General features: G+C 38.2%; 12 protein-coding genes. 6 read left to right on the top strand and 6 right to left on the bottom strand.

The window, feature by feature from the left end; genetic code table 11:
• The first annotated feature begins 54 nt into the window (after positions 1–54).
• Positions 55–2,187, top strand: coding sequence for a tetratricopeptide repeat protein (locus RMZ95_RS16155; RefSeq protein ID WP_322682661.1), 2,133 nt, complete (start codon positions 55–57; stop codon positions 2,185–2,187).
• Between the two features lie 203 nt (positions 2,188–2,390).
• Here the strand turns inward: RMZ95_RS16155 and RMZ95_RS16150 are convergent, their stop codons facing one another.
• A complete protein-coding gene (locus tag RMZ95_RS16150; protein ID WP_322682662.1) occupies positions 2,391–3,182 on the bottom strand; it encodes an ion transporter in 792 nt (263 codons plus the stop codon).
• Positions 3,183–3,270: 88 nt separating this feature from the next.
• Between RMZ95_RS16150 and RMZ95_RS16145 the strand changes: the two genes are divergently transcribed.
• Entirely contained in the window at positions 3,271–3,696 is a 426-nt protein-coding gene (locus RMZ95_RS16145; protein WP_322682663.1) for a nucleoside deaminase, read from the top strand.
• Between the two features lie 175 nt (positions 3,697–3,871).
• Here the strand turns inward: RMZ95_RS16145 and RMZ95_RS16140 are convergent, their stop codons facing one another.
• From RMZ95_RS16140 to RMZ95_RS16130, 3 genes are all read right to left on the bottom strand, one after another.
• The gene (locus RMZ95_RS16140; RefSeq protein ID WP_322682664.1) at positions 3,872–4,687 is read right to left on the bottom strand and encodes a hypothetical protein; all 816 of its coding nucleotides are present in this window, start codon (positions 4,685–4,687) and stop codon (positions 3,872–3,874) included.
• Positions 4,688–5,527: 840 nt separating this feature from the next.
• Positions 5,528–6,190: a response regulator gene (locus tag RMZ95_RS16135; protein WP_094347645.1), complete on the bottom strand. Its 663-nt coding sequence runs from the start codon at positions 6,188–6,190 to the stop codon at positions 5,528–5,530.
• On the bottom strand, positions 6,190–7,455 hold the full coding sequence (locus RMZ95_RS16130; protein ID WP_322682665.1) for a sensor histidine kinase: 1,266 nt from the start codon (positions 7,453–7,455) through the stop codon (positions 6,190–6,192). Before RMZ95_RS16130 ends, RMZ95_RS16135 begins: the two co-directional genes overlap by 1 nt.
• Before the next feature lie 360 nt (positions 7,456–7,815).
• Between RMZ95_RS16130 and RMZ95_RS16125 the strand changes: the two genes are divergently transcribed.
• The 3 genes from RMZ95_RS16125 to RMZ95_RS16115 all read left to right on the top strand — a co-directional run bounded on the left by RMZ95_RS16125 (position 7,816) and on the right by RMZ95_RS16115 (position 9,391).
• Positions 7,816–8,328 carry a P pilus assembly/Cpx signaling pathway, periplasmic inhibitor/zinc-resistance associated protein gene (locus RMZ95_RS16125; protein WP_322670533.1) on the top strand — a complete coding sequence of 171 codons (513 nt, stop codon included), beginning with the start codon at positions 7,816–7,818 and terminating at the stop codon, positions 8,326–8,328.
• 205 nt (positions 8,329–8,533) lie between these two features.
• Positions 8,534–8,776, top strand: coding sequence for a regulatory protein SipA (gene sipA, locus RMZ95_RS16120; protein WP_322682666.1), 243 nt, complete (start codon positions 8,534–8,536; stop codon positions 8,774–8,776).
• Between the two features lie 57 nt (positions 8,777–8,833).
• Complete coding sequence (locus tag RMZ95_RS16115) at positions 8,834–9,391, top strand: peroxiredoxin (RefSeq protein ID WP_322682750.1); 558 nt, start codon at positions 8,834–8,836, stop codon at positions 9,389–9,391.
• Positions 9,392–9,429: 38 nt separating this feature from the next.
• Here RMZ95_RS16115 and modA read toward each other — a convergent pair whose 3' ends face one another.
• Both modA and RMZ95_RS16105 read right to left on the bottom strand, forming a co-directional pair.
• Positions 9,430–10,224 (bottom strand): molybdate ABC transporter substrate-binding protein, encoded by a 795-nt coding sequence (gene modA / locus RMZ95_RS16110; RefSeq protein WP_322682667.1) that lies wholly within the window; start codon positions 10,222–10,224, stop codon positions 9,430–9,432.
• A gap of 163 nt (positions 10,225–10,387) precedes the next feature.
• The gene (locus RMZ95_RS16105) at positions 10,388–11,356 is read right to left on the bottom strand and encodes a TauD/TfdA dioxygenase family protein (protein WP_322670518.1); all 969 of its coding nucleotides are present in this window, start codon (positions 11,354–11,356) and stop codon (positions 10,388–10,390) included.
• Between the two features lie 640 nt (positions 11,357–11,996).
• Here RMZ95_RS16105 and RMZ95_RS16100 point away from each other — a divergent pair.
• Positions 11,997–13,610 carry a glycosyltransferase family 39 protein gene (locus RMZ95_RS16100; protein WP_322682668.1) on the top strand — a complete coding sequence of 538 codons (1,614 nt, stop codon included), beginning with the start codon at positions 11,997–11,999 and terminating at the stop codon, positions 13,608–13,610.
• The last annotated feature ends 126 nt before the right edge of the window (positions 13,611–13,736 follow it).

Genomic DNA, 13,736 nt, shown 5'->3' with positions numbered 1-13,736 from the left:
TAGCCTGTGGCAAGATTGAAATCAGATCGCATTGCACTTAACTAGGCAAACAAGATGCTAGGAAACACACTTGTAGGAAGATACCAAATTATTAGTAACTTGGGAGGTGGGGGTTTTGGTGAAACTTTTGTGGCTTGTGATACCCAATTACCTGGTTCACCTCTATGTGTTGTTAAGAAACTCAAACCCCAGGCAAGCGATCCGGTAACTTTGGAAACAGCTAGGCGTTTATTTGATACGGAAGCACAAGTTCTGTATAAATTAGGAACTCACGATCGCATTCCCCAACTTTTAGCTTACTTTGAGGAAAATGCCGAATTCTATCTTGTACAAGAATTGATCGAAGGTCATGACCTGAGTAAAGAATTAACATCAGGTAAAATCCTCAGTCAAGAAGAAGTCATTTCACTTTTACAAGAACTTTTGACAATCTTAGAATTTGTCCATCAACAGAATGTAATTCATCGTGATGTCAATCCTCACAATATTCTTAGACGCCAACCAGATGGCAAACTAATTTTAATTGATTTTGGTGCAGTTAAACAAATTGCAACTCAAGTTATTACTCCCCAAGGTCAAACTCTTGCAACAGTAGCTATCGGTACGCCTGGATATATTCCTGGGGAACAAGCTCATGGTACGCCAAAATTAAGCAGTGATATCTATGCTGTGGGAATCATTGCTATTCAAGCTCTCACTGGATTATCACCAGAGGAAATAGTAAAAGATGCTGATACTAATGAAATTATCTGGCACGATAAAGCCACGGTAACACCAGAATTTTCTCAATTCTTAGATAAAATGGTGTGCTACGACTTTCGGCAACGCTATCCTTCGGCAACGGTGGCATTACAAGCGCTGAAAGAATTAAGACAACCACCTGTTCAGACAATAGCGTTAACTCCTCCTCCACCAAAAAATATCAACAAACCTGAACCAAAAAAAGGTGTTTTAGGTAAAATTTTACTAACAATATTTTTCTTTACTGTTGGCGGAATAGCATCAATATTTATTTGGAATTACATTAATTCAAATAATGCTATAGAATTATCTAAACAAGGAAATACATTTTTTGATTTACAACGCTATCAAGACGCGCTAGAAGTATATGAAAAAGCCGTTAATCTCAGACCAGATTATGCTCAAGCTTGGAATGGTCAAGGCAAAACACTAAATAAATTAAGAAAATACAAAGACGCATTAGTGGCGTATGACAAAGCAATTCAAATTCAGCCAGATTATTTAGATGCTTGGATTGGACGTGGTACTGTATTAGGAAATTTACAGCGATATCAAGAAGCGATCGCCTCTTTTGATAAAGCCTTAGAATTAAAGAATGACAACTCAGAAGTCTGGAATGCTAGGGGTGAAGCTTTCAGCAATTTAAACCAATATGACCAAGCAATTAAGTCTTATGAAAAGGCAATTGAACTCAAACCAGATAATTACGAAGCTTGGTATAAAAAAGGATTAGCTTTGCAGAACTCTAGACAATATGAAGAAGCGATCGCCGCTTATCAAAAAGTCGTAGATTTAAAACCAGACTACGAGCAAGCCTGGTATAATTTGGGGAATGCACTAGTCAATTTAAAACGCTATCAAGATGCATTTACAGCTTATGATAAATCGGTGCAATATCAGCCAGATTATTACCAAGCTTGGTTATCTAGAGGTAATATATCACTGAATTTACAGCGTTACCCAGAAGCGATTGAATCTTTTAATCAAGTAATTAAATACAACCCCAGAAGCTATCAAGCATGGTATAATTTGGGATGGTCGCTGCATCAAAACAAACGCTATGAAGAAGCAATAAAAGCTTATAGTAAAGCGGCGACACTTAAGCCAAATAACTATCAACTCTGGTATAATTTGGGAAATTCACAATACATATTGCAGAAATACGAAGATGCGATCGCGTCTTATAATAAGGCAGTTCGTTATAAACCAGACCATTCCGAAAGCTGGTATAGTAGAGGCAATGCTCTATTAAATTTAAAACGGTTTCAAGATGCGATCGCTTCTTACGATCGAGCAATAAAATACAAGCCTAACTACCAACAAGCAATAGAGGGCCGCAATCAAGCCCAAATTCAACTGCAAGGCGAAAAAGCAAAGCCTGTACCTGTAATTGTACCAACTCTTCCATTTCCTAATTCTCCCAATCCACCGCAGACGACACCTTAAACTGAACCTGGGTTTTCATCAAGGGAGATATCCTATAGGAGTTAAAAAGAACGGAGAGACGTAGCAGTGCTACATCTCTCCAAGGATGATAGATAACGCATATTTATAGCCGTAGTTACATAAGTTAGGACATTTGTAAAGGGTGAATGCTAGAGCTAGCAATAGTTTTACCTCCTGCCTCCTGCTATAATTTCACCAGATGTTTAATCAATCCTGCGACTAGGTAACTTAGTCCCGCATCTCTGACAAAACCCAGCATTTACATCATGGAAAGCTAAACCACAACCCGAACAAACTATTTCTACCTGATTAGCAGTTTTCACTACTTGCTTAATTAAATCCCCCACTTGCCAAGGAATCAATGCAATTCCGGTAAAAATCATCAATACTGTTAGCAAACGTCCTGATTCCGAAATTGGAATAACATCACCAAATCCTACAGTTGTCATTGTGACAACAGAGAAGTAGAATGCATCCAAAAATGTACCGTAATTTTCAGGATTAACCGGATGCTCGACTTGATAAATTAAGCCAGAGTAAATAAAAACAATTGCAAATAAGGTAAATAATATTCGCGCAAAAATCATCCCATCTTCACTGCTGATGCTAGCAAATAAAAACTTTCTATCTATAAATCTAAATAATCGTAAAATCCGAAACCATCGTAATAAACGGATAAAGCTAATATCTACCATACCGAGAAAAAATGGTAGAATCGCCATTAAGTCAATAATCGAATAAAAACTAAAAATATACTTAATTTTGTTTTCCGCACTCCACAGGCGAAGCAAATATTCCACAGCGAAGATGATGACGATCGCAGTATCAGCTACATTTAACTGAAACCGCATATCATCAGGAATATTATATGTCTCTGCCACAAAAATTCCTGATGATATTAGCACCAAAGAGGCAAGGGTTAAATTAATTGCTTTACCTATTGGTGTTTCTAGGTCTTCTAAGTAAAATTCTGTTTCTTGTCTGCTCAGTAACATATTCGACCATTAAAACATCTTAATTCCCAGTTATAACATTAGAAATACGATATTATTAACCATTATCCTTATGTTAACCTCAGCTTATATGAACTCAGACTCTTTTATGCGTTTAGCATTGGCAGAAGCAAAAAAAGGCGATGCACCCTACGGTGCAGTGATTGTTAAAGATAACGAAGTCGTTGCCGTAGCTCATAATACTGTAAAGAGAGACAACGATCCATCAGCCCATGCAGAAATCAATGCTATTCGTAGTTTAACAGCTAAATTGAAAAACCCCTCTTTAGAAGGTTATAGCATATATACAACTGGCGAACCTTGTCCGATGTGTGCAACTGCTTGTGTTTGGAGTGGTTTATCAGAGATTGTATATGGTGTTTCAATTCAAGATTTAATTACTGTAAATCAATCACAAATTAATATATCTTGCGAAGAGGTAATCGATAAGTCATCTAAGAAAATCAAAGTTACAAAAGATATTTTAAAAAATGAATGTTTGGAGCTATTTAAATAAGCTATAGTGCTTCTTAGTTGAGTTCAATACAGACCTAACCCTCAGCCCCTTAAGAAAGCTAGGTTGGGGAGTAAGCCTCAAAACCTCTGTCTTTTTAGGAGAGAGGAATGCAAGCAAGGTGAGAGTGTATTGAATACCAACGAGAAGCGCTATATCAAAAAACTTATTTTTAAGACTAGCCCTTTGAACTACTTCTGTTAATGTGTAAATCCTCAAATGATTCAAAATCTTTTACTGTAGCACTCGTCCTCTGGTTATCCAAACCGAGTTCCCTACAAATAATTTTATAAATTTCTGTAGGAAATCCCCCATGAAACTTCCATTCTCTACCTCCATCTTCCATTGTCACAATACCTGAGATATTTGGATACCTATAACCAAGTCGATATGCTGCAATATGTTCCGAGAGTTGCCTACTATGTGTAAAACCTAAAGGACGCATCTCCGTTAGTAGTTGATGCAACTCATCAGCCTTCGTTTTCTCTAAGCGGTGCTTCTTAGCTATTCTTGCAATTTCATTTTGGAGTAAAGCTTCTGCCTCCCTGCATCGCTCCTCCTCTGCTGCTCTAAGTTGGCTCTCTAAGTTATCTCGCTCAACACTTAATTCATCCCTGCGATCAACTCCAAGTAACTCTATCGTTACAAGGTCAAGCCAACTAGGTTTTGGAGAGGCTACATTTTTCCAGATACTCTCTACTTTTTGGATCAAATCACATAATTCATGTGTGTAGCTTTGAGGTATATTTTCTTTGCCTAGCCAAAGCTTACTAACTTGTTCGCCTTTTTCATTTGTTTCAATTTCATACCAGAAATTGACTGTTTCAAAAGCAGCTTCGCTATTGTCCAATTTTTGGGCTAATTCAGGATATTCTTTCTTGATTTTTTTTATATGGAAGAAAACTTTTCCATTAGGATTAGAAAAAGTACAACCAACAAACCCAAATCCTCTATCAGCATTGTAGCTTTTGATACTGCCGAAGTCTATCGTCATAAAACCAAGCCATGCTCCTAAACTTGATTGATAAATTAAAAAAATATAAATTTAGGTGTTGCGATCGCCTACAACGGGGCACTAGCGCAACTCGCAACACTATTAAAATTACCTAGTTCCTTTCGCAATAAATCTGGCATATCTTTTTAAGAGGTAGAGTATGGTGAACAACCCTTAATTCATAGTGGGACTGCTTAAATAGGTTGTTCTCAATCAGCTTCCTGATTACCCCGATTATAATTTGGTAAATATTAATACTAAACTGCATGATTACGGATGTTTTTATTTTTTACATATATTAACTCAGTATGTTTCGGGGTTCTGTTGTTGCAAGCTTAATTATTTGTTGGGATCGAACGCTGCCCACCTATAAGTAGTAGTAATTTATTTGTTGGAAATCCCTTACTTAGGGAAAAGTAGCTGACTTCACAATAATTACTTAGCTTTACAGCAGTTTTCATGTATTTGAACAACATCTGTCATAGGGGCACAGCAATGCCCATTGGTGTCAACTTAAGCCTTGGCGAATGGAATTCGCGGCTACACAAACAAAGTCCACCTTCGTGGATTAATACAAAATCAAAAATTCTTAACCCACGAAGGTGGGTTTTGTCTGTGTAGACGCGGTTTCTAAACGCCCTTTTAACGTTAAGTTGACACGTATGAGCAATGCTGTGCCCCTACTGCGTGGTCTATTTACCTGAAAATAGTTGTAACTTGGTCTTTATAAAAAGAACCGTGGTATTGACAAAATAAAACTTTAAAATAATAAGCATAATATTAAACATTAATCACCCTTACTAATATAGGTAATAACTGCTATTGTTAATTTTAAATTATTTAACTTGGTTCATTCAAATACGATAAATATGTATTTGCCCAAATCGCCGCTTGAGTGCGATCGCGCAAATTTAATCTGTTTAAAATATTCGTAACATGATTTTTCACCGTCCCCTCAGAAATGTAGAGTCCGTGAGCTATTTCTCGGTTACTAGCGCCTGTAGCAATTAATCGCAAAACCTCTTTTTCTCTAGGAGTAAGTTCAGCTAAACTAGATGGTAAAGGCAGTGAATGAGTTGGTGCAACATGGGAAAATTGGGTCAACAGCTTTTTAACTATACCTGGGCCTAATTGCGTATATCCTTTATGAACGGCACGAATAGCAACAGCTAATTCCTCTGATGGTGTATCTTTCAATAAATAACCCATAGCCCCATTTTTTAAAGCTGCTGACACATATTCATCATCATCAAAAGTCGTTAGTACTAAAATCTTAGTTTTGGCAAAACGTTTTTGAATCTCCTTTGTGGCTGCAACTCCATCCATAATCGGCATTCTGATATCTAGTAATATTACATCTGGCTGAAATTCTGCAACAAAATTAATTGCTTGTTCGCCGTTTTCTGCTTCTCCAACTATTTCTAAATCTGGTTCTAATTCCAATAATGCTCTTAATCCTTGGCGAATTAAACTTTGGTCATCTACCAGCAAGACTTTAATCATTATGTTAACCTTGTTAATGGAATATTAACCGTAATTTTGCAGCCACAGCCAAGAGCGCTATTAATATTAAACTGACCCCCAAGTGCTAAAGTGCGATCGCGCATACTATGAAGTCCAAAACCAGTTGTATTTTGCCCGACATCAAAACCTTTACCATTATCCTGAATTATCAATTGCAAATTGCCTTTAGTCGTAGTGAGTTCCAATTTTACCTCTGTGGCATACGCATATTTAGATATATTAGTTAAAGATTCTTGAGTAATTCGATAAATAGCAGTATTGATTTCAGGTGGTAGAGAATATTCCAGGTTGATTTGATAAATTGGTAATATCCCATTAAAGCGATGAAAATTTTCTGAAAGACTAGCGATCGCATCTTCTAAAGATTGTTCTTGTAAGGGGTTAGAACGCATAGTAGAAACAGATTGACGGACATCCTTTAGTGCTTTTGAACCTAATTCCTTTGCAGTTGCGAGAAATGTTTCAGCTTTACCTGGATTAGATTGCCATAGTTTTAAAGCAGTTTCTAATTGCAGATTTAAAGCAGTCAGAGAATGTCCTAATGAATCATGAATTTCACGAGCAATACGGTTACGTTCTTCTAAGGTAGCTTGATTTTCAATTTGCATGGCATATTGACGGAGTTTGTCGTTAGCAAGAGCTAGCTTTTCTCGACTTTGCCGTTCAGACAAAACTGCATTCATCATCAACAACACAAAAACCAAACTTAAGCCAAATACTAGCGACGAATTCAAAATCAAAAATCGATATCGCTCTTGTGCCTGCGGCGATGCTTGAAAATTGAATAATTGATATTTTAGTTGTGTAGTAACTAAAAATAAAGCAAATGACAAACTTGTAACGAATAAGCGCCCATTTAACTGAAAAATTAGACAACTACGAGTCACTAAAATTATATATAGAAAAGGAAAAAGCCGAGCAAATCTTTCCCCAAAAAGTCCAATAATTAAAATTAATAAAATTTCAATGACTGTATATATTACTTTAGTTGTCTGATTTTTTCTGGGTAATGTTAAGCCCATTGCCGCAAAAATAATCAGACTAAAAATTGATAGTTCTGGCAATATGCTACAAACTGACAAGTCAGGAAATGCACCACAAATTGATAGCTCTAGAGGCTTGGGACGAAATCGCCGTAACGGAGGTGGTATCACAGCTGTCAATGCGGTGATTGCCAGTAATGTCCACTCCAGATAAAGCAGAGACGGAAAAGGATGTTTCTTAATTTCAATTGGACGACTCATTAGTCGCGTTGCTCCAGTTAGAAGTGATGAGTTATGAGTTAGAAGTTAGGAATTAGAAGTGAATAATTCTGAAGATTTGAGCAGATGCTTTCACAGTTTATTTGTTCCTTGATTGAGAAATTAAAAGCAAATTCAAAGAACAAATTCGTTAGGTAATCAGCTAAATAATGACTGATAAAATCATCATAATCAAAATTTTCATAATTTATAACTCCTAACTCCTAACTTCTAACTTTTAACTATCTCTTGTCAATCGTGACTAAAGTCATGGTTATAACCATGACTTTCTCCTCATGTAACTGCTGAGGATAAGTTCTTATGATGGTGGCATCCAACCAGGAAAAACCCACCAGACAAGTAATGAAACTCAAAGCATTATCGCTAGTTGCTTCCGCGATCGCTCTCACTTTAACTGCAACCTCCTTTGCTGTTCACGCTCAAACAGCCTCTCCTTCACCCCTGTTACTTGCCCAAACTCCACAAAAAGAAAGAGGCCCTTGGAAAGAGTTGGGTCTAACAGATGCCCAAAAAGCCCAAATTCAGACGATTCGCCGCGATAGTCGCGCCAAATTTGAAGCAGTTTTGACCCCAGAACAAAAAGCAAAATTAGAGGCAGCGAAACAAGCACGGCGGGCTGAATGGCAAGCACGTAAAGCTCAAGGGCAAACAGGTCAACGGCAACCCGGTCAACGTCGAGGAAAGGGTGGTTTTGCTGACTTAAATCTAACTGAAGCCCAAAAAACCCAAATGCGACAAATTCGCGAGTCTGAGAAACAACAGATTCAAGCAGTCTTAACCGCAGAACAGCGTCAAAAATTAGAGCAATTCCGTCAAAATGCTCCTTCACGCCGTCAACAAGGCAATCCTCAATAATCATCTTTCAAAAAATAATAATTCTGGGGTGGGCAGTACTCGCCCATCTCAATCCCAAAATAGATTATATAGACTTCTTGCAGAAGATGCGGAAAGGGGAAAAACTTCATCCCCTTTCCCTTTCCCTATTTATTCCCCTGCTTAATTTAGTAGACTTTCAAGCTAGTTTTGAGTTATGAGTTAATCAAAACTCCGCTTGATTAAAATGTCAAAAGAATTCGCAATTGGTAGTAAAGTCCGTGTTGTGGCGCTACCAGCTTATGTCAAAACTGCTGAACCTATGCCCATGCTACGCCCTCCCAATGTCATTCACATGGGCGAAGAAGGTATAGTCATCGACCGCAGACCCGGTGGATATTGGGGTATTCGCTTTGCTAGGGGTGTCTTTCTCCTAGATAGTCAATATATCGAAAGTACAGATACCCCTGCCGAATCTCACTTAGAATAAGATTTCTCGCAACCAAGAATTGTAAACTTGTGTAAAGTTGTAATTCTGGTTTACACCATGATTTCCCGCCGCACTTTTTTAAGCATATTATTTGCCAGCTGTATTTCTGTCATCAGCTGGCTGAATTTTACCCCTACTGCTGATGCTATGGGTGGTAAACTTCCGGCAATTAATCAACCCGCACCTGAGTTTACTTTGCCAACCAACACAGGTGATGGCAAAATTTCCCTCTCTGACTTGCGCGGTAAATGGCTAGTCCTGTATTTTTATCCTAAAGACTTCACCTCTGGTTGCACTATAGAGGCTCGTCGTTTTCAGCAAGACTTACCCCAATACCTCGAAAAAAATACCCAGATAATTGGCGTTAGTGTTGATGACATTGATTCCCACGCCAAATTTTGTGATTCAGAAGGACTCAAATTCCCCTTGTTGGCTGACACTGATGGTTCAGTGAGCAAAGCTTACGGTTCGTGGCTCGGCTTTTTATCTATGCGCCACAGTTTCATCATCGATCCTCAAGGCGTCTTGCGCGAGACTTTTGTCAAAGTCAACCCAACTATTCACAGTTCAGAAGTGCTGGCACGACTAGAAAAATTACAGTCTACAGCTTCTTAAACTTCAATTAATAAGACTTGGGGCGTAAGCCCCTTGTTCTAACGCACAATAAACCCATATTTTTTGAGTACAGTTTTGGCTTCATTGCCAGATAGAAACTGAACAAATTCTTTGGCAGCAGAAGGGTTTTTACTGCTTTTAATTATTGCTACCGGATAGACAATTGGGGAATGAAATTTATCATCAGCAGCAACTACGACTTTTACCTTGTTGGAAATTTTGGCATCAGTGGCATAAACTAAACCCGCTTCGGCGTTACCACTTTCTACTGCTGCTAAAACTTGACGCACATTGTTAGCAAAGACCAATTTCGACTTGAGGCGATTGTAAAGTTTCAATTTCTTTAAGACTTGCTCGCCATATTGACCGGCGGGTACGCTTCTGGGTTCACCGATCGCAATTTTTTTAATCTTACTATCTGTTAAATTGTAGAAGCTATTGATGCCAACAACATCCTGAGCCACAATCAATACTAGACGGTTATTTGCCAGGTTAGTACGGCTACCTGGTAGCAACAGTCCCTTTTCTTCCAAAGCATCCACTTGCTTTTTGCCAGCAGAAATAAAGATATCTGCTGGCGCACCTTGCTCAATCTGTTGCTGCAATGCACCAGAAGCCCCAAAATTATAATTAATATTGATATTTGATTTACTTTGTTGGTATAAAGGCTTAATTTCTTCCAGTGCCTCTTTTAAGCTGGCAGCTGCGGACACAAGTATGCTGGTGTTTGACTGTGCTATTACAGGAGAAGGAGGAACCAACGGTAAACCAATTGCTAGTAGCAAGCCAGCGATCGCTATACCCAAAAAGCCAAAAATTTGTCTTCTTTTCATAGAAAAGGCGTTTGAAGGGTTTCTTCCATAAAATTGACGCTAGGTAAAATAGTACCAAATATACCAACTTATAACCAACTATATCGGTAAAAATCTGCCGATAAAAATTTCAGTAGGTAAACTGGGCTACGAACAGCGCAGCCCTTGTTTACCACTCTGTAGCTTATGAAAGTGCTGATACTGGTTCTAACTTCTCAGCTTTGTTCTTCAATACGGTTGGTAGTTCGCTGTTGAACGCCTCACCTTCAACCACTTGCGATCGGAAACCATCGGGCCCAACTGGAACATCGCCCGTGATGGTGGTGCGATAGAGAACGCGCTCGACTTCCAGGTGATCCAAGTCTTGAGGGGCCAAATGGGAGGTAGCGCGGTTATCCCAGAATGCAATGTCACCGTTATTCCAGCGGAAGCGGGTGGTGTAGGCGGGCTTGGTAATCTGGTTGAAGAACAACTCAAGCAGCAAGTCGCTCTCTTGTCGTGATACGTCAAGAATGTGCGAGGTGAAGCCAGGGTTGACGTACAATGCGCGTTCACCAGTCTCAGGATGAACCCTTACCACTGGATGGATTGAAACCAGGGGATTGGCTGCGATGCGCTGGGCAATCTTGCTGTTGCTGGGCAAATTCAAACGCGCATTGAAACGATGTTCGGCCTTTAATGTGTCTGCTAATGCCCGTAGGGGTGCTGACAGACCCTCATAGGCTGCAACTAAATTTGTCCACTGTGTGTCACCACCGAAGCTAGGGACATTAACCGCACGCAAAATTGATGCCGCAGGTGGGTTGACAACTGCTGTAACATCGGTATGCCAACGGCTCTCATAGCTGGAACGACGCAGACCATTGCGCCGCTCGTAACGGCTGCGGTCAATGGGCAAGATTTCTGAGAAGCCTTCAATCGGCTCGTCTTCGTGGGGATGTGCGTAAGTCACTTCCCCGAAACGAGCCGTGAATGCAATCTGTGCCGCATGATCGATGTTTTGACCGCGAAAGAACACTACTTTCCACTTCAATAGTGCTTGACGAATTTCTTTGACTGCATCATCGTGCAAAGGACGTGACAAGTCTACGCCGCTAATTTCGGCACCGATGAAACCTGCTACCTGTTTGACTTCAATGTGTTTGTTGCTCATCTCAATTCTCCATAGTTTGATCGATCGGGCGGTGTTCGCACTCGTCCGTTTACTTGAGATATGTTGCTTGCGCTTAATGGCTACATACCAAAGGAAGCGATCGCAGTTTTAATATATTACTATAAATTGATCGATTTACCGTAGTATATACTTGCCGTATTTTAGACTGCTGTAACAATGGTAGATTTAGTCCGGGAAAAGGTAAGTAAAAATTCGGAACACAGATATTAAGAAGCTTCTCAGATCCAGTGAGACGTACTTAGAGTTATTTCATATAAAGTTTATTAAATCTTTTTATTTTTCACATAAGTATTTTATTTCTTGATTAATTTATACTGTAGGATGACAAAGAAACAATTATATTTATAATAATTACGTGTTGCAAAAAACTGCAAAATCAATATTTAAATAATTATTTGAAGTAAAAATTTTTAATTAAAATGTTTGTAGACAATTTGATACTGGTTGATAAGAAAATAAGACCGTATATTTAATTCGTAAATTAGATAAATCTTAATTTTAGTTCACTCTTTTATTCAGAGATACTAATTTGCTTTTTTCATTAGCAACACGCTAATAAAAAATTATCAGTTGATTTTTTACCAAGGTTGATTAATGCCTTGAGGAGATCGAAAACTACATGAAAAAGCAATTACCACAAAAGAAAACGCAGATATCACAGAAATGGACTATTTCTAAATATTGGTTACGTTTTTTAATCATAATTCTATTAGTAATAGGTGTATTTTTTCGCTTCGTTAATATTGATAAAAAAATTTATTGGGGTGATGAAGCTTTATCCTCATTACGCATATCTGGCTATACGCAGTCAGAAATGAGGAAGCAATTAGGTAATGGTCGTTTGATTGGCCTAGAAGATTTACATAAATACCAGTATCCTAATCCTGAAAAAAATACAATTGATACAATTAAAGGAATTATTGTAGAAGACTCGCAAATTTTGCCATTATACATTTTGATGACCCGGTTTTGGGTAGAGTGCTTTGGCAATTCTATAGCAGCGATCAGAAGTTTTTCGGCATTTATTAGTCTGCTTACCTTTCCTTGTCTTTATTGGCTATGTCAAGAATTATTTGAGTCTTCACTAGTCGGGTGGATAGCCATCGGGTTGGTAGCCGTTTCACCTATTCATATCGTGTATGCACAAGAAGCGCGATCGTATAGTTTAGCAATAGTAGCCATCTTAATATCGAGTGCAGCACTGCTGCGAGCTATGCGCCTGAAAACAAATGTTAATTGGTTTATTTATGCAGCAACATTATCAATAGGGTTTTATACTCATCTATTTTTTACCTTGGTTGCTTTTGCACAAGGAATTTATGTAGTTACAATCGAACGCTTTCGATTGAGTAAAACATTAATTTCTTACCTGCTATCATCGCTTGCGGGTTTTATGACTTTTGTACCTTGGATTTGGATTATTATTACCAATCCTCAGCCAGAAGCAGTAACTTGGGCGAATATTAAACAAACAGTATTTATGTCAGCTGTCAGGTGGGCTGGTATTTTTAGTCGTGCGTTTATTGATTTAGGTATTAGTCCTAACGAGCCTGGAAAACTTAAGTTTTTCTTAATTCCTTTTATTTTGATTCTTTTAGTTATAATCGGCTACTCAATCTATTTTTTATGTCGAAGAACCTCTAAAAAAGTTTGGTTATTTGTTTTAACCTTAATTGCATCAGTAGGGCTTCCCTTACTGATAATAGATTTCGTCTTTTTAAAACGATATGCTACTAGTCGATATACACTTCCTTCTGTTTTAGGGATACAGTTAGCTGTTGCTTACCTATTTACCACTAAAATTACGTCTATTTCTACTAAAGCTTGGCAAAAAAAGTTTTGGTCACTTGTAGCATTTATGGTAGTTATAGGCGGGGTTGTATCTTGTATGGTTCACTCTCAACCGCAGATTTGGTGGAACCAATTCCCTGAAAAATACCAAGAATATCCTCACATTGCTCATATTATTAATCAAGCTGAGAAACCGCTTTTAATTAGTGATGAGGATAACATCATTCCACCACTACAAGTACTTAGTAACTTAATCGATCCAAAAGTGCAATTCCAAATTGTAGGAAAAAATCAGTTACCAGAGATTACTAATGGCTTTAGTGACATATTTTTATTCTTGTTCGAGCCATCTGATTTCTTAAAAGCTGGAATTGAAAAAGTTTATAACTCAAAGTTACAGCAGGTAGACGACTTTCTCTGGAAAATAACAAAAGCTAATTAAACTAAGGATACGGGCACATCTACCGCCTGGGAGACTGCAAGTGGAAACTAAAAGCAGATAGTTGGCATTTGAATCTCGCTTGGCGGTTAAAAATTAATATCAATTAGCCTGATAAGTTGCACAGTT

The sequence above is a fragment of the Nostoc sp. DedQUE07 genome, from assembly GCF_034530975.2.
GTDB lineage: Bacteria > Cyanobacteriota > Cyanobacteriia > Cyanobacteriales > Nostocaceae > Nostoc.
Note: the sequence above shows the minus strand (reverse complement) of the source record. Positions and strands in the feature narration are given on the sequence as shown.

Coding starts and splice junctions, on each gene's coding strand:
- RMZ95_RS16155 (WP_322682661.1), top strand. CDS start 55: ATGCTAGGAAACACACTTGTAGGAAGATACCAAATTATTAGTAACTTG.
- RMZ95_RS16150 (WP_322682662.1), bottom strand. CDS start 3,182: ATGTTACTGAGCAGACAAGAAACAGAATTTTACTTAGAAGACCTAGAA.
- RMZ95_RS16145 (WP_322682663.1), top strand. CDS start 3,271: ATGAACTCAGACTCTTTTATGCGTTTAGCATTGGCAGAAGCAAAAAAA.
- RMZ95_RS16140 (WP_322682664.1), bottom strand. CDS start 4,687: ATGACGATAGACTTCGGCAGTATCAAAAGCTACAATGCTGATAGAGGA.
- RMZ95_RS16135 (WP_094347645.1), bottom strand. CDS start 6,190: ATGATTAAAGTCTTGCTGGTAGATGACCAAAGTTTAATTCGCCAAGGA.
- RMZ95_RS16130 (WP_322682665.1), bottom strand. CDS start 7,455: ATGAGTCGTCCAATTGAAATTAAGAAACATCCTTTTCCGTCTCTGCTT.
- RMZ95_RS16125 (WP_322670533.1), top strand. CDS start 7,816: ATGAAACTCAAAGCATTATCGCTAGTTGCTTCCGCGATCGCTCTCACT.
- sipA (WP_322682666.1), top strand. CDS start 8,534: ATGTCAAAAGAATTCGCAATTGGTAGTAAAGTCCGTGTTGTGGCGCTA.
- RMZ95_RS16115 (WP_322682750.1), top strand. CDS start 8,834: ATGATTTCCCGCCGCACTTTTTTAAGCATATTATTTGCCAGCTGTATT.
- modA (WP_322682667.1), bottom strand. CDS start 10,224: ATGAAAAGAAGACAAATTTTTGGCTTTTTGGGTATAGCGATCGCTGGC.
- RMZ95_RS16105 (WP_322670518.1), bottom strand. CDS start 11,356: ATGAGCAACAAACACATTGAAGTCAAACAGGTAGCAGGTTTCATCGGT.
- RMZ95_RS16100 (WP_322682668.1), top strand. CDS start 11,997: ATGAAAAAGCAATTACCACAAAAGAAAACGCAGATATCACAGAAATGG.